Genomic DNA, 17148 nt, shown 5'->3' with positions numbered 1-17148 from the left:
AGCCCGCCCGTAACACGGCGGCCGCACCCTCGGTCCATGCCCGAGGCCACCACCGTCCCCACGCACTGCCCCTACTGCGCCCTGCAGTGCGGCATGAACCTGCGCCCCACCCCGGACGCGGAACTCCCCGTGGAGGTGACCGAACGCCCCGACTTCCCCGTCAACCGGGGCGCGCTGTGCGGCAAGGGACGGACCGCGCCCGCCGTGCTCTCGTCCCGGGTCAGACTGACCGGACCGCTGGTCCGCGACCCCGCGACGGGCGAGCTGGTGCCCGCCGGCTGGGACGAGGCGCTCGCCGCCGTCGCCGACGGACTGCGCCGGACCCGGACCGGCCACGGCCCCGACGCCGTGGGCGTGTTCGGCGGCGGGGGGCTCACCAACGAGAAGGCGTACGCGCTCGGCAAGTTCGCCCGGCTGGTCCTCGGCACCTCGCAGATCGACTACAACGGGCGCTTCTGCATGTCCTCCGCGGCCGCCGCCCACCAGCGGGCCTTCGGCCTCGACCGGGGCCTGCCGTTCCCCCTGGAGGACGTCCCCCGGACCGGCTGCGTGATCCTCGTCGGCTCCAACCTCGCCGAGACCATGCCGCCCGCGCTGCGCTACCTCACCGAGCTCAGGGAGAACGGCGGCAGGCTGATCGTCGTCGACCCCCGGCGCACCCGCACCGCCGAACAGGCCGACCTGCACCTCGCGCCCCGCCCCGGCACCGACCTCGCGCTCGCCCTCGGCATGCTCCACCTCGTCGTCGCCGAGGGCCGGGTCGACGAGGAGTTCGTCGCCGCCCGCACCGACGGCTGGCCCGCCGCCCGCGCCGGGGCCATGTCCCACTGGCCCCGAACACGTGGAACGGCTCACCGGGATCCCGGTACCGCTGCTGCGCGAGGCGGTACGGATGTTCTGCGAGGCCGACGGCGGCATGGTGCTCACCGCCCGCGGACCCGAGCAGCAGGCCAAGGGCACCGACACCGTGGGCGCCTGGATCAACCTCTGCCTCGCCACCGGCAGGGCCGGCCGGCCGCTCAGCGGCTACGGCTGCCTGACCGGCCAGGGCAACGGCCAGGGCGGGCCGCGAGCACGGCCAGAAGGCCGACCAGCTCCCCGGCTACCGCAAGCTCGACGACCCCGCCGCGCGGGCGCACGTCGCCGGGGTGTGGGGGGTCGCGCCGGAGTCCCTGCCGGGGCCCGGGCGCAGCGCGTACGAACTCCTCGACGCGCTCGGCGGCGACGTCAAGGCGCTCCTGCTCATGGGCTCCAACCCCGTCGTCTCCGCGCCCCGCGCCGGCCACGTGGAGGAGCGGCTGCGCTCCCTCGACTTCCTCGCGGTCGCCGACGTCGTCCTGTCCGAGACGGCCGCGCTCGCCGACGTGGTGCTGCCGGTGACCCAGTGGGCCGAGGAGACGGGCACGACGACCAGCCTGGAGGGGCGGGTGCTGCTGCGCCGCCGGGCCCTCACCCCGCCGCCGGGGGTCCGCGGCGACCTGGAGGTGCTGCACGGGCTGGCCGCGCTGCTCGGCTGGGAGAAGGGCTTCCCGACCGACCCGGAGGAGGTCTTCGACGAGCTGCGGCGTGCCTCGGCGGGCGGGCCCGCCGACTACGCGGGGATCGGCTACCGCCGCATCGAGGAGGAGCAGGGCGTCTTCTGGCCCTGCCCGGAGACCGCCCCCGGCGAGCCGCCGCACCCCGGCACCCCGCGCCTCTTCCTCGACCGCTTCGCGACGCCGGACGGGCGGGCCCGCTTCGTGCCCGTCGTGCACCGCCCGTCGGCGGAGGAGACCGACGCCGACTACCCCGTCGTCCTCACCACCGGCCGGGTCGTCTCCCAGTACCAGTCCGGCGCGCAGACCCGGCGGGTCGCCGAGCTCAACGCCGCCGCGCCCGGGCCCTTCGTGGAGCTGCACCCGCGGCTCGCCGAGCGCATCGGCGTCACCGAGGGCCGGCCGGTCGCCGTGCACTCGCGGCGCGGCACGGCGGTGGCGCCCGCCCGGATCACCACCGCGATCCGCCCGGACACCGTCTTCATGCCCTTCCACTGGCCCGGCGAGGGCCGTGCCAACACCCTCACCAACCCGGCGCTCGACCCGGTCTCCCGGATGCCCGAGTTCAAGGTGTGCGCGGTCCGGCTGGAGGCCGTGGAGCCCGCGGAGTCCCCGAAGGCCTCTGAGCCCCTCGGGCCCCCGGAGTCCGCCGGGGACGCTACGGGCGCCTGAACCAGTCGCCGCCCGCGATCACCGGCCCGAGCGGCGCGCCGGGCGCCGCGAGGTACACCCAGGCGGCCAGGTGCGCCCCGTCCCCGGACCGCACCACCTCCCGCACGACCCGCTCGTACCCGGCGGGCTCCTCCAACCGGTCCAGTACGGCGAGCAGTTCGCCGTACCGGCCGGGCGCGGCCGTCAGCAGCGCCCCCGCGACCCGGCCCTCGCCGGGCACCGCGAACGGATACCCGGGCCCGTCGTGCAGGAGCGCGCCCGGCAGCACGGCGTCCTCCTCGGCGCCGGTGCGGCCGAGCAGGAAGCGGTCGTGGTTGTACGCGCCCGGGCGCAGCGTCCCGTACACGAAGAACGGCAGCACGTCCGCCGTCACGGGGCGGCGGTCTCCCGCTCGACCCAGCGCGCGTAGTCGGCGCTCGCCCGCGCCACCGGGGTCGCGAGGATCTCGGGCGTCTCGTAGTCGTGCGCGGCGAGGAGGTGCGCCTCCAGGTCGGCGTACCGCAGCTCGGTGGTCTTGAACACCACCTGCCACTCCTGGGCGGAGTCGACCGCGCCCCGCCACCGGTAGACGGACGTGACGGGACCGGAGACCTGCGCGCAGGCGGCGACCCGGGCCTCGACGGCCCCGCGGGCCAGGGCCTCGGCCTTGGTGCGGGAGTCGGTGGTGGTGAGGACGGTGAGGATCACCCGCCCACGGTACGACAGGGCGGCCCGCCCTCGGCCCCCTCCGGCAGCAGGGCGCGCTCGGCCTCGGTGAAGTCCCGGTCGAGCCCGCTCCGGCAGAGGGCCTTCGCCATCTCCTCCGGGCGCAGGTCGACGGCCTGGTGCCAGCCGTCGCCCGCGGCGAGGAGGCGGCTGCCCTGGAGGGAGATCCCGAGGCCCGCGGGCAGCGGGAGGTCGGCGAGGAGGAGGCCGGTCCCCAGGTCCCAGACGCGGGGGTCGCCGTCGGGGCCGGTGGTGAGGAACACGCCGTCGGGGCCGAAGCCGATGAGCCGGGTGAAACGGTCGGCGGTCGCGAGGGGCCGGCCGGTCCGGCGCCCGGTCTCCACGTCCCAGAAGCGCACGAACCCGTCGCCGTGGAGGGCGGCCAGCGTGCGGCCGTCCGCGCTGAACTGGAGGCGGGGCAGGCCGCCGAGCTCGCTCGCGTAGCCGAGGGCCCCGAGGGTGAGCGTGCGCAGGCGGACCCCGTCGCGCAGGTTCCACAGCTCCACCCGGCCGGCCTCCGTGCCGGTGCCCACCACGACGGCGGCCTCGTCGGGGCGGCCGGGGCGGGCCCGCACCTGGCCGGTGGCGAGGAAGAGGTCGGACCGCTCGGCCTCCGTCCTCTCCTCGGCCCGGACGACCGGGGCGAGCCGACGGCCCGTGGCGGCGTCGAAGAGCATCAGCCGGCCGTCGGAGGTGAGGACGGCGACCTCGCTGCCGGTCAGCGGCTCGATCGCCTCCACGGCCCGCGCCCCGGTGCCCCAGGCGCCCAGGTCGAGGTCGACGCGTCTGCGGGGGTCGGCGGCCGAGAAGGCCGAGACCGTGGCGTCGGCCAGGCCCAGGACGATCCAGCGGGAGTCCGCGGTCCAGAACGGGACGCCGTCCACGCCGGGTTGCGCGGGCGCCCTCCTCCCGCGCCCCGTCGCGGTCTCGACCACCTCGACGAAGCCCTCGCCCGAGCGGGCGAGGAGGGTGCCGTCGGGAGACGGTCCGCCCTTGACGAGTTCGCTCGTCGCGGTGTGCCCCGGCAGCGCCGCGAGCGGAGCGGCCCGGGCGGTGAGCAGGGTGTCCCCGGCGGGGAGGAGCACCCTGGCGTCCCGCCCGTCCGGGACGACGGCGACGGACCGGTCCAGGTCGGTGGCGCTCGCCGCTCCCGGCACGGGGAGCCTGGTCCGGTACAGGTGGCCGGTGCGCAGCTCGACCAGGGTCACCTCGGCCCGTCGCCCCTTCTCCAGGTTCTGCGCGAGGACGGCGAACCCGCCGCTCCGGTCCGGGTCGACGACGCCCTCCACCTCGGGAGGCAGGAGGACGGGACGGCCGGGGGCGCCGCTCGTGGTGAAGCTCCGGAGGGGGGTGCCCTCGGGGTCGGACGGACGCCCTCCGACGACGAGGCGCTCGCCGCCCGCGGCGATCGTCCCGTTCCGGTAGTCGGCGTCGAAGGAGCGGACCTCTCGGCCCGTCGCCAGTTCGCGGACGACCGTCTTCCCGCCTTCCTCGTCCGGGAGGAGGACGACCTGACCGGGGTCGGCCGTGAAGGCGGCGTAGCGCGGGTCCCCCGGGAGGAGGCCGGGCGCGGTGGGGAGGCGGCGGCCCGTCGTCAGGTCCCAGGCGGAGAGGGCCGCGTAGCGGTCCCGGGCGCTCTTGGCGCCCTTCCCGTCGTAGAAGGCGAGCATCCGCAGCAGCCGGCGTCCGTCGCTGCTGATGTCCAGGTGGACCCCGTTGACCCTGCGGCCCGCCGCGTCGGCGGACGTCAGGACGCGGGGCCGCGCGTCCGGGCCGGCTCCCGGGAGGTCCCACAGCCACACCCGGCCGTCCCCGGCGGCGAGGGCGAAGGTCCGCCCGTCCGGGCCGAGCTCGCTCGTGGAACCGTGGCCGGCGTCCTCCAGGGCCTCCGCCGGGACCTGCCGCAGGGGCCGCGAGCGCGGGCCGTCCCCGTCGAGGCCCGTCACCACGGACACGGCCCGCGTCCCGTCGTCCCGCATCGAGACGACCACCGCCGTCCGCCCGTCCGGCGTCACGTCCATGCTCTCGAAGGCGCCCGGCCACAGGCCCGGGTGGCTGCCGGTCAGGGACTGGCCGCGGGCGTACTGGCGGAGCAGTGCCCCGTACGTGTCCGGGCTCGGGTCCGTCGCGCGGGCCGCGAGGGCCAGTTGGAGGGCGGAGGCGGGTTCGGCGGCCTCGCGGCGTTCGGCGGTGGCGGCGAGGAGGCGCCCGGCCTGCTCCCGCAACTGCCCCTGGTAGCGGGCGTTGTTGTACAGCGCCCAGCCCGCGAGCCCGCCGGCCGTCAGCGCGAGCGCGGCGACGAAAGCGATCACCGCGTACAGCCGGCGGGTGCCGCGCCTGGCCTGGCGGTCGCCGAGGAGGATGTACGCGCGTTCCGCCTCGCCGACGTCCTCCGGGTGGCGGGCCAGCCGGTCGAGGGCGGTGGCGAGGCTGGAGCCGCGGAGCAGGGCGGCGGGCTCGCGGTCCTGGTCGCGCCAGCGGGTGAGGTCCCTGCGGAGCTGTTCCTGCCAGGCGCGGAAGTCGCGGGACTCGGTGAGCCAGTCGTGCAGGCGGGGCCAGAGGGTGGTGAGGGATTCGTGGGCGAGTTCGACGGTCTCCGCGGCGGGCCCGGTGCGGCCGGGGTCCTCGCCGCCCGCCGTCCCCAGGACGACGAGCTTCGTCGGGGCGAGCCGACGGGCGAGTTCCGCGAGGGCGGGGGCCAGTTCGGCGGTGCGGGCGGGGCGGCGGGCGAAGGAGCCGCCGGCCGCGGGGCGGGCGAGCTGGACGAACAGGCGGCGGGCCAGTGGCTCTTCGCCGGGGCGGAGCAGCTCGGCCAGGGCTTCCTCGGCGTAGCCGACGAGGGCGCCCGCGACGCCGCCGACGGCGTCGTAGGCGGCGTGGGTGAGGGTGCCGGCCTCGCGCGCCTCCCACAGGCGGGTGAGGGCGAACTGGACCAGCGGCATGCGGCCCGGCTCCTCGCCCGCGTCGGCGACGATCCGTTCGGGCAGGCCCGGTTCGAACCAGAGGCCGGGCAGGGCGGCGACGGGTCCGGTCACGGCCCGGAGCAGTCCCTCGGCGGAGAGCGGGGCGAGCAGCCGGGTCGCGTCGCTGAGCACGTCGGCGGCCTCGGGGGTGACCAGGACGCCCAGGGACTCGGCCCGGGCGGTGGCCACCACCCGTAACGCGGGCCGGCCGGGCTGCCCGGCGCCGAGGGCGACGAGGAGCCGGGTCAGGGCGCGGGCGGCGGCGGGGTCGGCCGTCGCGTACTCCTCCAGCTGGTCCACGAAGAGGACGTGTCCGCCCTCGCCCGCGTGGGCGAGGACCCGGTCCCGCACGGCGGCGGGCAGCCCGTCCGCGCTGTCGAGGAGCCGGGTGAGCTCGGCCGTCCTCCGCAGCCGGGCGAGCTCCCCGAGCTCCGGTTCGAGGACGGGCGCGAGGGCGTGGGCGAGGGCGGCGGCGGGGCGGGTGCCGGGGACGGCGCGGAGTTCGCGGACGGTGGTCCCGGCGGCCCGCAGCGCGGGCAGCAGTCCGGCCCGGACGAGGGAGGACTTGCCGGAGCCGGACGGGCCGACGACGAGGGTCAGCGGGCGGCGGGCGGCGGCGGCCAGCAGGTTCCGGGTCTCCTCCTCGCGGCCGTGGAAGACCCCGGCGTCCGCCTCGGCGAAGGGGGCGAGGCCGCGGAACGGGTTGCGCGGCGGCAGCACCGCGGGGTCGAGCAGGGTGCCGAGCGGGACGAGGTACGCGGTGGTGGAGCCGGCCGCGCCGTCGGCGGCGACCGTCATGCCGGCCACCCCGCCCAGCGTCTCGTCCCACACGGGGGTGCCGCTGAAGCCGGGGACGATCCGCTGTCCGGGCAGGGCGGTCTCCATCTGGACCCAGCCCTCGCCCTGCGGGCCGCGCAGGGTGCCGGTGGCCCAGACGCCGCCGTCGGAGTGCGCGGGGAAGCCGAGGGCCCGGAAGGGGTGCTGCCAGACCCGGGCGCCGCCGGCGTCGGCCGGGGGGACCGGGCGGCTGCCGGGGACGGGGGCGTCGAGCCGGAGCAGCGCGATGTCGTCCCGCTCCCGCCAGGTCAGGACGGTCGCGCGGGCCCGGGCGCCGCCGTGCAGCGGGAAGTCGAGGTGGACCGGCCCGTCCGGGGGCGTGGCGGGGACGCCGGACTCCCCGGCCGCCTCGGCGACGACGTGGGCGCAGGTCGCCACCGTGTCCGCGTCGACGAGGAAGCCCGCCCCGACCACCTGGCCGGAGCGGGTGCGGACGCGGACGACGGAGCGCGCCAGGTGCTCTTCCTCGTGGACGGCGGCCACGGCGGTCCCCCCTCGTCGCAGCGGTCCCGGAGGGGAGGCCGCGGGGTTCCGCCGCGCTCCCGCTCCGGTCCCGCCACGATAGGCGAACTGCCTTTCCTATGCCGCCCCTTGGGCGAACCGCGCCGCGTGCGGCCGGGCGCGGGGGCCGAGCCGGGCGGCGACGAGCCGGAGCGGCATGACGGGATTGCCCGGTCAACCGGCGTACGGGCGGACCGACTTGGCGTCACGGAGGGCGTGGGCCCACCAGGCGAGCTGGTCGAGCATGGACTTCGCGGCGGCGTCGGGGCCCTCGGGGTCCCGGGGGGTTCCGTCCTCGTGGAAGCGGCCGTGGGCGCCGTGGAAGGAGACGGTGTCGCGGACCGTGACGGCGTGCATCTCGGCGTACACCTGGCGGAGTTGCTCGACCGCGCGCAGGCCGCCGGACATGCCGCCGTAGGAGACGAAGCCGACGGGCTTGGCCTGCCATTCGGTGAAGTGCCAGTCGATCAGGGACTTGAGGGAGGCGGGGAACGAGTGGTTGTACTCGGGGGTGAGGACGACGAAGGCGTCGGCGGCGGCGAGGACCGGGGTGACCTTGGCCAGCTCGGCGCGGACGGCGGGGGCGGGGTGGTGGGAGAGGGCGGTGGGCAGGTCGACCTCGGCGAGGTCGACGAGGTCGACGGCGAAGTCGTCGCGCTCGGCGGCGCGGGCGGTGAACCAGTCGGCGACGACGGGGCCGAAGCGGCCCTCGCGGTTGCTGGCGACGATGACGGCGAGGCGGAGGGGACCCGGCTGGGCGTTCGTGATGTCCATGCCGAGGATCGTGGTACCTCAAGTTAAGTCGAGGTCAAGCCCCGGTCTCCGGGCATACGGTGGAACCCATGACCACCCCCGCCGCACCCGCCACGCCGCCCGCCGAGACCCCTGCCCTGCACGTCGAGGTCGACGGCTCCCCCGTCGCCGACCCGGAGCTCCTCGCGACCCTGATGAGCGGCTACGGCCACTTCACCGCCATGCAGGTCCGCGACGGCCGGGTCCAGGGCCTCGGCCTGCACCTGGACCGCCTGGACCGGGCCACCCGCGAGCTGTTCGACCGGGGCCTGGACGGCGGCCGGGTCCGGGCGCTGGTCGGCGCGGCCCTGGAGGCGGCCGGGCGGCGGGACGCCTCCGCGCGGGTCTACGTGTACGACGGCGCCCGGACCGTCGTGACCGTACGGGCGCCCTTCCCGCCGGACCGCACCCCGCAGGCGCTGCGCTCGGTCACGTACTGGCGTCCCGCCGCGCACATCAAGCACCTGGGCGGCTTCGGCCAGACCTTCCACGGCGAGGCGGCCCGCCGGGCGGGCTTCGACGAGGCCCTGCTGACGGGGCCGGACGGCGAGATCGCCGAGGGCGCGGTCACCAACATCGCCTTCTGGGACGGCACTTCGGTGATCTGGCCGTCGGCACCCTGCCTGGCCGGCATCACCATGGCCCTGCTCGCCCCGCGGCTGCCCTCCACCAGCCGCCGGGTGACCCTGGCGGACCTGCCCTCCTTCCGCTCGGCCTTCGTGACGAACTCGCGGGGCATCGCCCCGGTCTCCCGCATCGACGGGGTCGGGCTCGTGGTCGACGAGGAGCTGATGGACCGGGTGTACGCGGCGTACGGCGCGGCGCCCTGGGAGACCCTCTGACCCGGGCGCGGCGCCCGCTCACCCGTTCGGCACGCCCCGTCAGCTGACGCGGCGGAACCCGCCCTGAGCTGCGAAAACTCCCGGACTCCAGGCGACGCGCCGTACCGGACGGAGCAATTCTGATGGGACATCAGCAGGCGCCGGTCCCGGGCGGGCGCTTATCTCGGTCCTACGGAAGCCCCTTTCCGGAAGACCGTCCGCGCGCCACGGAGGCCCCCATGCGCCGCACCCCTGTCCCCCTGCTCACCGGTACCGCGCTGACGCTCGTCGCCCTCGGAGCCTTCGCCGCGCCCCTGGCGTACGCGAACAACGACGGGCACGACGGACGCCCCGAGGCGCTGGAGATCTACCCCTCCTCGGCCGACCCGGGCACCGAGGTCACCGTGAACACCCTCGCCTGCGGCTCCCACGGCCACGGCGTCGGGGACGCGAACTCGCTCGGCGCGGGCGACTTCCAGCTCAACCCCAGTACCCACAAGGAGGTCGTGGTCGGCCAGTTCAGGGTGCCCCACCACGCCAAGGCAGGCACCTACGGCATCAGCGTCGCCTGCGACAACGGGCGGACCGCCCGCGGCGACCTCGTCGTCAAGCACAAGAGCCCGAGCGGCCATGTGCAGACCGGCGTCGGCGGCAGCGTGGGCCCCGACACCGCCCAGGTCACGGCAGGCGCGGCGGTGCTGGCCGCGGCTGCCGTAGGCGGTACCTGGCTCCTGCGCCGCCGGGCGAGCGGCGCGCAGGGCGACTGACCGTACCGCCACCCCTCCTGCCCCCGCCGCGTGCCCGCTGACGGCCCGGCGGGGGCAGGACCACACCGCCCGTGGGAGAACGTCCGTGAGCAACAGCAGCAAGGGCTGGGGCATAGCCGTCGCCGCCTGCGCGGGCCTCTGGCTGATCCAGAACGGCTCGGGCGACGTCACCCCGCCCGTCCCGTCCGCCGCCCAGGCCTTCGCCGCCGGGCCCAGCGTCCACACGGACGCCGCCGCGGACCCGCTCCCGCCCTCGGCGCCGCTGCGGCTGCGCATCCCCGAGATCGACGTCGACGCCCCCGTGACCGGGCTCGGGCTCGACGCCGCGGGTGCCCTGGAGGTGCCGCCGGCGGCCGACCGCAACCTGGCCGGCTGGTACGAGGACGGCACCCGGCCCGGCGCCGAGGGCACCGCGATCGTCGCGGGACACGTCGACAACGACCGGGGACCGGCGGTCTTCTACGCGCTGGGCGCGCTGAAGAAGGGCCACCGGATCGAGGTGCTCCGACAGGACGGCCGGACCGCGGTGTTCACGATCGACGCGGTCGAGGTCTACGACAAGGAGCACTTCCCCGACGCCAAGGTGTACGGGGAGGCGGACCGCGCCGAGATCCGGGTGATCACCTGCGGCGGCGGCTTCTCGAAGAAGGCCGGCGGCTACCAGGGCAACGTGGTCGCCTTCGGCCATCTCATCGGGGTCCGGTAGGGACCGGCCACGGCGGACCGGGGGCGGCCGGCCACGGCGCTCACGCCCACTGGTCGAAGGCCAGCTTGGCGACCAGCGAGAAGACCACCACCAGCAGCACCCCGCGGACGAACTCGGCCCCCTTGCTCAGCGCCATCCGCGCGCCGATCATCCCGCCCGTCAGGTTGAACACGGCCATGACCGCCGCCAGCTGCCACAGCACGCTGCCGTGGTAGGCGAACATCGCGAGCGCGCCCACGTTGGTGCAGACGTTGACGATCTTGGCGGTGGCGGAGGCCGTCACCAGGTCCAGGTGGAGCACGGCGGTCAGGGCGAGCACCAGGAAGGTGCCGGTGCCGGGCCCGAACAGCCCGTCGTAGAAGCCGATGCCGCCGCCGACCACGACGATCGCGGTGACGATCCGGGCCCGGGTGAGCGGCGGCGCCGCCTCGCCCTCCACCCGGGTGCCGAAGGAGGGCCGGAAGAGCACGAAGGCGGCCACCCCGACCAGCACCACCATGATCACCGGGCGCAGCACCTCGCTGCTGATCCCGGCCGCGAAGAAGGCCCCGCCCATCGAACCGGCGAGGGCGGCGAGACCGATCCGCACCGCCCGGCCCACCTGCACGGGCGCCTTGCGGACGTAGGTGACGGCCGCGCCCGAGGTGCCGACGATCGCGACGGCCTTGTTGGTGCCGAGGATCTGGGCCGCGGGCAGGTGCGGCAGCCCGAGCAGCAGCGCGGGCAGCAGGAGCAGCCCGCCGCCCCCGACCACGGCATCGATCCAGCCCGCCACCAGCGCGGCGAGGCAGAGCAGGACAAGGGTGGTCAGGGATATGTCAGGCATGCCCGCGAGCCTAGAGCCGCGATGGCTGTGTGTTCCATCAATCCCGGGAGAGTTGAGCTTCGCCAGAGCTTACGGAGGTCAGGGTGGCGGGTTCGCGGTCCGGGGCCGGCGGGGCGGCCGGATGGAGCGCGGTGGTCAGGAACGTGGCGGCGAGCGCGCCGAAGGAGAGCAGCCCGGCGGCGGTCCGGCGGCGGGTCCGCTCGCCCGTGGCCCGGCGGTGGTGCTTAGGCATGACTGAAGTCCTCGCTGTGGATGCGGCCGGCCGGCACACCGGCCTTGATCAGGGACGCGGTCGCCGCCCGCGCCATCCCGGGCGGCCCGCACAGGTAGACGTCGTGCGCGGCCAGGTCCGGCACCAGGTCGCGCAGCGCCCGGGGCGCGAGCGGGTCGAAGGGGTCGTCGGACCGGCCGAGCAGGAAGTGCAGGGCCGCCCCGCGCTCGTACGCGATGGCCTCCAGCTCCTCGCGGAGGACGACCGCGCCGGCGTCGGAGGCCCGGTAGAGCAGGGTGAGGTCGCCGGGACCGCCGTCCAGGGTCTCGAACAGGGCCCGCAGCGGGGTGATGCCGACGCCGCCGGCGAGCAGCAGCACCTTGCGCCGGGTGCGCCGGTGGGCGGTGAGCGCGCCGAAGGGGCCGGTGGCCACCACCCGGGTGCCGGGGCGCAGCCGCCGGATCCGGCGGGTGTGGTCGCCGATCGCCTTCACCGTGATGCGCAGGGTGTCGTCCCGGACGGGCGCGGAGAGCGAGAAGGGCAGGGCGGTGGAGCGCAGCCCGGGCCGCAGGAAGCGCCAGCGGAAGAACTGCCCGGGCTCGGCCTGCAGCTCGGCCACTCCCCTGCCGCGGACCAGTACGGAGACCGTGTCGGGCCCCTCGGTGACGACCTCGACGACCCGCAGGTCGTGCCGGAGCGCCCGCCGGACGGGGACCACGATCCGGTACCAGACGAGCAGGACGCCGACCGTCGCGTGGGCCATCGCCCAGATCCAGCGGGTGAAGGGGCCCACGAGGTCCGGTCCGGCGAGCTGGTGCACGAAGCCGAGGGCGGCCGCGAGGTGGGTGAGCAGATGGACCCGGCGCCAGGTCTCGTGCCGGATGCGCCCGCGTACGGCTCCGGCGGAGGTCACCCCCACCGCGACGAAGAGGACCGTGCCCGCGCAGGCCGCGGCCACCCACGGGTAGCCGAGCAGGCCCTGGACGGCGGTGAGCAGGTCGGTGCCGGTGTGGACGGCGTAGCCGCACAGGGCGAGCAGGCCGTGGGCGGCGACGAGACCGAGGGCGTACCGGCCGCCGTGGGCGTGCCACCGGGCGAGCCGGTCGGCTCCGACGCCGTGTTCGAGCGCGGGGATCCGGGCCATGAGCAGCAGCATCACGAGCACGCCGTACCCGGCGAGCAGGCCGGTGAGGTGGGCTCCGGTCGCGAACAGGGCGTCGAGCCGGGCGGACGGGCGGGCCTGCACGCCCCAGCAGAGGGCGACCGCCCCGGCGCCCGCGACGACGGCGGTGCGGAGCCGGTCCGGGGACAGGCGGGGCGGCTCGGGCTCGGGCTCGGGGCCGGGGCGGCGCGCCGCGGGGGCGGGGCGGCGGCGCGGCTCGGGCTCGGGGCGGCGGGGCGGCTCGGGGCGGCGGCGCGGCTCGGCGGCGGCCTTCACCGGTACGGAGAGCGGGGCGTAGAGAGGGTGCGGAGCCTCGGTGGTCACGTGCGGCACCCTAGGTCGGCCGACCGGCGCCGACCGGCCGTTCGCGGCCTCCCGGACGATCCTTAAGGCCCCCTTGAGCAGGCCCTCACCGCCGGTTAATCCTCACAGTGCGGCCCCGCCGAGGTGAGATCGGCGTTCCGCACGGGAAACAGCGGGGATGCCACCGGGTAACACCCTCCGCGCACGCTGTCGGGCATGAGGACACGGATCGTGGTGGTCGGCGGCGGAACGGCGGGCGCCCGGCTGGCCCAGCGCCTGCCGGTGACGCTCCTCGGCGAGGAGCCGCACGCGCCGTACAACAGGGTGCTGCTCGCGGAGGCCCTCGCCGGCCGGTACGCCCCCGAGGTCATCGCGCTGCCCGGGACGCGGGAGCCGGCCCGGCTCGGCGTCCGGGCGGTGCGGATCGACCGCGCGGCCCGCACGGTGGAGTGCGCCGACGGCTCGCTGGTCGCATACGACCGGCTGGTCCTGGCGACCGGCTCGGCCCCGGTGCTGCCGCCGCTGCGCGGCCTGCGCGGCGCCGAACTCCCCGTGGGCGTGCACCCGTTCCGCACCCTGGACGACTGCCTGGCGCTGCGGGGGCTGGTCCGTCCCGGCACCCGGGCGGCGGTGATCGGCGGCGGCCTCCTGGGCGTCTCGGCGGCCCGCGCCCTGGCGGCGCTGGGCGCCGAGGTGATCCTGACCCAGCAGGCCGAGCACCTGATGGAACGCCAACTGGACTCCCAGGCCTCGGTCTTGCTGCGCGAGCACCTGACGTCCCTGGGCGTGGAGGTCCACACCGAATGCCGGGTGACCGGCCTGCGGACGCGGGACGGCGCCGTGACCGCCCTGGAACTGGCGGACGGCTACGTCCTGGACGCCGACGTGGTGGTCCTGGCCTGCGGCGTCCGCCCCCGGGCGGCGCTGGCCCGGGAGGCCGGTCTGGAGGTGCACCGGGGCATCGTGGTCGACGACGAGCTGCGCACCTCGGACCCGTCCGTCCACGCGATCGGCGACTGCGCGGAGCACCGGGGCCGGATCTACGGCCTGGCGGGCCCGGCCCTGGACCAGGCGGACGTCCTGGCGGAGCTGCTCCTGGCGGAGGAGGCCGGCGAGGGCTCGCCCCCGGCCGCGCCCCGCTACACGGGCACCCGCGCCCTGACGAGGCTCACCCTCACCGGCCCGCTCGCCCCCCTCGACGTGGCGACGTTCGGCGACCCGACCCCGGCCCCGGGCGACGACGTGGTGCAGCTCACCGACGCCACCCGCCGCGCCTACCGCAAGGTCGTCGTCCGCGGCGACCGCCTCGTGGGCGGCGTGCTCCTCGGCGACCTGGCCGCGGTCGGGACGCTGGCCCGGACCTGGGAGGGCGACGAGCCCCTCCCCGACGACGCCCCTCTGCTTCATCTGCTCACTCACGACGGAGGTTCCTGACATGACGACCCCGCCCACCCCCACCCTCGTCCTGGTCGGCCACGGCATGGTCGGCCAGCGTTTCCTGGAGGCGCTGGCGGACCGGGGCGTCGCCGCGCGGACCAGGATCGTGGTGCTCTGCGAGGAGCCGCGCCCCGCCTACGACCGCGTCCAGCTGACCTCGTACTTCGCGGGACGGACCCCCGAGGACCTGTCCCTGGTGGAGGAGGGCTTCTTCGAGAGGCACGGCATGGAGCTCCGTACGGGCACCGCGGCGGCGGCGGTCGACCGTGAGGCCCGCACGGTCACCACGACCGACGGCGAGGTCATCCGCTACGACACCCTGGTCCTGGCCACCGGCTCGTACCCGTTCGTCCCGCCGGTGCCGGGCAAGGACGCCAGGGGCTGTTTCGTGTACCGCACGATCGAGGACCTGCTGGCGATCGAGGCGTACGCGAAGGGCGCCACGACCGGCGCGGTGGTGGGCGGCGGTCTGCTGGGCCTGGAGGCGGCGGGCGCGCTCCGGGGCCTGGGCCTCGACACCCACGTGGTGGAGTTCGCGCCGCGCCTGATGCCGGTGCAGGTGGACGAGGGCGGCGGCGCGGCCCTGCTGCGCACGATCGAGCGGATGGGCCTGACCGTCCACACCGGGACGGGCACGCAGGAGGTGGTCACCGAGGACGGCGCGGTGACGGCCATGAAGCTCTCCGACGGCTCCGAACTGGCGACGGACCTGGTGGTGTTCTCGGCGGGCGTCCGCCCGCGCGACCAGCTGGCCCGCGACTGCGGCCTGGCGGTCGGCGAGCGCGGCGGCATCGCGGTGGACGCGCACTGCCGCACCTCCGACCCCTCGGTCTTCGCGATCGGCGAGTGCGCGCTCGCCCCGGACGGCCGGGTGTACGGCCTGGTCGCGCCGGGCTACGAGATGGCGCAGACGGCGGCGGCGACGATCGCCGAGGAGGACACCGCGGGCTTCACCGGCGCGGACCTGTCGACCAAGCTGAAGCTGCTGGGCGTGGACGTGGCCTCGTTCGGCGACGCGCACGGCACCACCGAGGGCTCGCTGGACGTCGTGTACTCCGACTCGCGCTCCGGGGTCTACAAGAAGCTGGTGGTCGACGCGGAGGGCACGCTGCTCGGCGGCGTCCTGGTCGGCGACGCCGACGCGTACGGCCTGCTCCGCCCGCTCACGGGCACGAAGCCGCCGGTCTCCCCCGAGCGGCTGGTGCTCCCGGCGGGCGCGGGCGCGCCGGCCGCGCTCGGGCCGTCCGCGCTGCCGGACGACGCGGTGATCTGTTCCTGCCACAACGTCACCAAGCACGCGATCGGCCGGTGCGCGAGCCTGTCCGAGGTGAAGAGGTGCACCAAGGCGGGTACGGGCTGCGGCAGTTGCGTGAAGGTGATCGAGAAGCTGCTGCCGCCGCCCGCCATCGCGGGCCTGTGCGGCTGCTTCCCGTACACCCGCAGCGAGCTGTACGAGATCGCCCGCACCCTCCGGGTGACCTCGTTCGCCGCGCTGCTGGACTCGCACGGCCGGGAGGAGGCGAAGGGCGGCGAGGGCTGCGAGGTCTGCAAGCCGACGGTCGGCTCGATCCTGGCGAGCCTCGCCCCGGCGATCGGGGCGGAGGGCTACATCCTGGACGGCGAGCAGGCGGCGCTCCAGGACACCAACGACCACTTCCTGGCCAACCTCCAGCGCAACGGCTCCTATTCGGTGGTGCCGCGCATCCCGGGCGGCGAGATCACCCCCGAGAAGCTGATCGTGATCGGCGAGGTGGCCCGCGACTTCGGGCTGTACACGAAGATCACCGGCGGCCAGCGGATCGACCTGTTCGGCGCCCGGGTGGAGCAGCTCCCGTCGATCTGGACCCGGCTGGTGGACGCGGGCTTCGAGTCGGGGCACGCGTACGGCAAGGCGCTGCGGACGGTGAAGTCCTGCGTGGGGCAGACCTGGTGCCGCTACGGCGTGCAGGACTCGGTGCGGATGGCGATCGGCCTGGAGCTGCGCTACCGGGGGCTGCGCGCCCCGCACAAGCTGAAGTCGGCCGTGTCGGGCTGCGCCCGGGAGTGCGCGGAGGCCCAGTCGAAGGACTTCGGGGTCATCGCGACGGCCAACGGCTGGAACCTCTACGTGGGCGGCAACGGCGGCGCGACCCCGCGCCACGCGGACCTGCTGGCCCAGGACCTGTCGGACGCGGAGCTGATCCGGCTGATCGACCGGTTCCTGATGTTCTACATCCGCACGGCCGACCGCCTGGAGCGCACCTCGGTGTGGCTGGACCGCCTGGAGGGCGGCCTCGACCACCTGCGGGACGTCGTCGTGCACGACTCGCTGGGGCTGTGCGACGAGCTGGAGGCGCTGATGGCGGCGCACGTGGCCGGCTACCGGGACGAGTGGGCGGAGACGCTGGACGACCCGGAGCGGCTGCGGCGCTTCGTGTCGTTCGTGAACGCGCCGGAGGCGCCGGACCCGACGGTGCGGTTCGTGCCGGAGCGCGACCAGATCAAGCCGGACCTGATGGTCCTGACCATCGGCACGCGTGAAGGGACCCTGACCCGATGATGCTCGAACTCTCCCACTCCGAAGGCGCGTGGACGCCGGTCTGCGAGGAGCGCCGGCTCACCCCGGGCCGGGGCGTGGCGGCCCTGCTGCCGGACGGCCGGCAGGCCGCGGTCTTCCGGGACCGCGCGGGCCGGACGTACGCGATCGACAACCGGGACCCGTTCACGGGCGCGCAGGTGCTGTCGCGCGGGCTGACCGGCTCCGCGGGCGGGCGCCCCTTCGTCGCCTCGCCGCTGCTGAAGCAGCGCTTCGACCTGGAGACGGGCCGGTGCCTGGACGACGAGGAGGTGGCGGTGGCGGTGTACCGGGTCCGCGTCGCCTCCCCGGAGGGCCAGCCTATTGACTGATCGTTCCAGAAAGGCGTAGCGTCC

At 75.9% G+C, this 17148-nt stretch carries 13 protein-coding genes and 1 pseudogene; 7 read left to right on the top strand and 7 right to left on the bottom strand.

The window, feature by feature from the left end:
* Positions 1 to 36: 36 nt before the first annotated feature.
* Positions 37 to 2207, top strand: a pseudogene (locus ABD981_RS27000) (molybdopterin oxidoreductase family protein).
* Here ABD981_RS27000 and ABD981_RS26995 read toward each other — a convergent pair.
* The 4 genes from ABD981_RS26995 to ABD981_RS26980 form a co-directional block, all read right to left on the bottom strand.
* Positions 2194 to 2580: a gamma-glutamylcyclotransferase family protein gene (locus ABD981_RS26995; protein WP_046905702.1), complete on the bottom strand. Its 387-nt coding sequence runs from the start codon at positions 2578 to 2580 to the stop codon at positions 2194 to 2196. The pseudogene ABD981_RS27000 and the gene ABD981_RS26995 sit on opposite strands and share 14 nt — an antisense overlap.
* Positions 2577 to 2894, bottom strand: coding sequence for a divalent-cation tolerance protein CutA (gene cutA / locus ABD981_RS26990; RefSeq protein ID WP_046905701.1), 318 nt, complete (start codon positions 2892 to 2894; stop codon positions 2577 to 2579). The genes ABD981_RS26995 and cutA overlap by 4 nt, the downstream gene beginning before the upstream one ends.
* Positions 2891 to 7195: an nSTAND1 domain-containing NTPase gene (locus ABD981_RS26985; RefSeq protein WP_046905700.1), complete on the bottom strand. Its 4305-nt coding sequence runs from the start codon at positions 7193 to 7195 to the stop codon at positions 2891 to 2893. Before ABD981_RS26985 ends, cutA begins: the two co-directional genes overlap by 4 nt.
* 192 nt (positions 7196 to 7387) lie before the next feature.
* Positions 7388 to 7987: an NADPH-dependent FMN reductase gene (locus tag ABD981_RS26980; protein WP_046905699.1), complete on the bottom strand. Its 600-nt coding sequence runs from the start codon at positions 7985 to 7987 to the stop codon at positions 7388 to 7390.
* A 68-nt stretch (positions 7988 to 8055) separates the two neighbouring features.
* On the opposite strand from ABD981_RS26980, the gene ABD981_RS26975 reads away from it, so the two are divergent.
* From ABD981_RS26975 to ABD981_RS26965, 3 genes are all read left to right on the top strand, one after another.
* Complete coding sequence (locus ABD981_RS26975; RefSeq protein WP_046905698.1) at positions 8056 to 8847, top strand: aminotransferase class IV; 792 nt, start codon at positions 8056 to 8058, stop codon at positions 8845 to 8847.
* Positions 8848 to 9065: 218 nt separating this feature from the next.
* Positions 9066 to 9593 carry a hypothetical protein gene (locus ABD981_RS26970; RefSeq protein ID WP_046905697.1) on the top strand — a complete coding sequence of 176 codons (528 nt, stop codon included), beginning with the start codon at positions 9066 to 9068 and terminating at the stop codon, positions 9591 to 9593.
* 85 nt (positions 9594 to 9678) lie between these two features.
* A complete protein-coding gene (locus ABD981_RS26965) occupies positions 9679 to 10299 on the top strand; it encodes a class F sortase (protein ID WP_046905696.1) in 621 nt (206 codons plus the stop codon).
* A 40-nt stretch (positions 10300 to 10339) separates the two neighbouring features.
* On the opposite strand, the gene ABD981_RS26960 is transcribed toward ABD981_RS26965, so the two are convergent.
* From ABD981_RS26960 to ABD981_RS26950, 3 genes are read right to left on the bottom strand one after another with little or no spacing between them, the layout of a single operon-like run.
* The gene (locus ABD981_RS26960; protein ID WP_046905695.1) at positions 10340 to 11125 is read right to left on the bottom strand and encodes a sulfite exporter TauE/SafE family protein; all 786 of its coding nucleotides are present in this window, start codon (positions 11123 to 11125) and stop codon (positions 10340 to 10342) included.
* Positions 11126 to 11162: 37 nt separating this feature from the next.
* A complete protein-coding gene (locus ABD981_RS26955; protein WP_046905694.1) occupies positions 11163 to 11357 on the bottom strand; it encodes a hypothetical protein in 195 nt (64 codons plus the stop codon).
* Positions 11350 to 12648 carry a ferredoxin reductase family protein gene (locus ABD981_RS26950; protein ID WP_046905742.1) on the bottom strand — a complete coding sequence of 433 codons (1299 nt, stop codon included), beginning with the start codon at positions 12646 to 12648 and terminating at the stop codon, positions 11350 to 11352. Before ABD981_RS26950 ends, ABD981_RS26955 begins: the two co-directional genes overlap by 8 nt.
* 369 nt (positions 12649 to 13017) lie before the next feature.
* On the opposite strand from ABD981_RS26950, the gene ABD981_RS26945 reads away from it, so the two are divergent.
* Genes ABD981_RS26945 through nirD form a run of 3 tightly spaced genes read left to right on the top strand, consistent with a single transcriptional unit; the run spans position 13018 to position 17124 of the window.
* Positions 13018 to 14235, top strand: coding sequence for an NAD(P)/FAD-dependent oxidoreductase (locus ABD981_RS26945; protein WP_123954108.1), 1218 nt, complete (start codon positions 13018 to 13020; stop codon positions 14233 to 14235).
* Position 14236: 1 nt separating this feature from the next.
* Complete coding sequence (nirB, locus tag ABD981_RS26940; protein WP_046905693.1) at positions 14237 to 16777, top strand: nitrite reductase large subunit NirB; 2541 nt, start codon at positions 14237 to 14239, stop codon at positions 16775 to 16777.
* Complete coding sequence (gene nirD, locus ABD981_RS26935) at positions 16774 to 17124, top strand: nitrite reductase small subunit NirD (RefSeq protein WP_046905692.1); 351 nt, start codon at positions 16774 to 16776, stop codon at positions 17122 to 17124. The genes nirB and nirD overlap by 4 nt, the downstream gene beginning before the upstream one ends.
* Positions 17125 to 17148 lie beyond the last annotated feature (24 nt).

It is taken from the genome of Streptomyces showdoensis (assembly GCF_039535475.1).
GTDB lineage: Bacteria > Actinomycetota > Actinomycetes > Streptomycetales > Streptomycetaceae > Streptomyces > Streptomyces showdoensis.
This window is presented reverse-complemented; position numbering and strand designations above follow the sequence as displayed.

What these genes read in the sequence shown, in the direction of transcription:
- ABD981_RS26975 (WP_046905698.1), top strand. Translation starts at nt 8,056, where the DNA reads ATGACCACCCCCGCCGCACCCGCCACGCCGCCCGCCGAGACCCCTGCC.
- ABD981_RS26980 (WP_046905699.1), bottom strand. Translation starts at nt 7,987, where the DNA reads ATGGACATCACGAACGCCCAGCCGGGTCCCCTCCGCCTCGCCGTCATC.
- nirD (WP_046905692.1), top strand. Translation starts at nt 16,774, where the DNA reads ATGATGCTCGAACTCTCCCACTCCGAAGGCGCGTGGACGCCGGTCTGC.
- ABD981_RS26960 (WP_046905695.1), bottom strand. Translation starts at nt 11,125, where the DNA reads ATGCCTGACATATCCCTGACCACCCTTGTCCTGCTCTGCCTCGCCGCG.
- nirB (WP_046905693.1), top strand. Translation starts at nt 14,237, where the DNA reads ATGACGACCCCGCCCACCCCCACCCTCGTCCTGGTCGGCCACGGCATG.
- ABD981_RS26945 (WP_123954108.1), top strand. Translation starts at nt 13,018, where the DNA reads ATGAGGACACGGATCGTGGTGGTCGGCGGCGGAACGGCGGGCGCCCGG.
- ABD981_RS26970 (WP_046905697.1), top strand. Translation starts at nt 9,066, where the DNA reads ATGCGCCGCACCCCTGTCCCCCTGCTCACCGGTACCGCGCTGACGCTC.
- ABD981_RS26955 (WP_046905694.1), bottom strand. Translation starts at nt 11,357, where the DNA reads ATGCCTAAGCACCACCGCCGGGCCACGGGCGAGCGGACCCGCCGCCGG.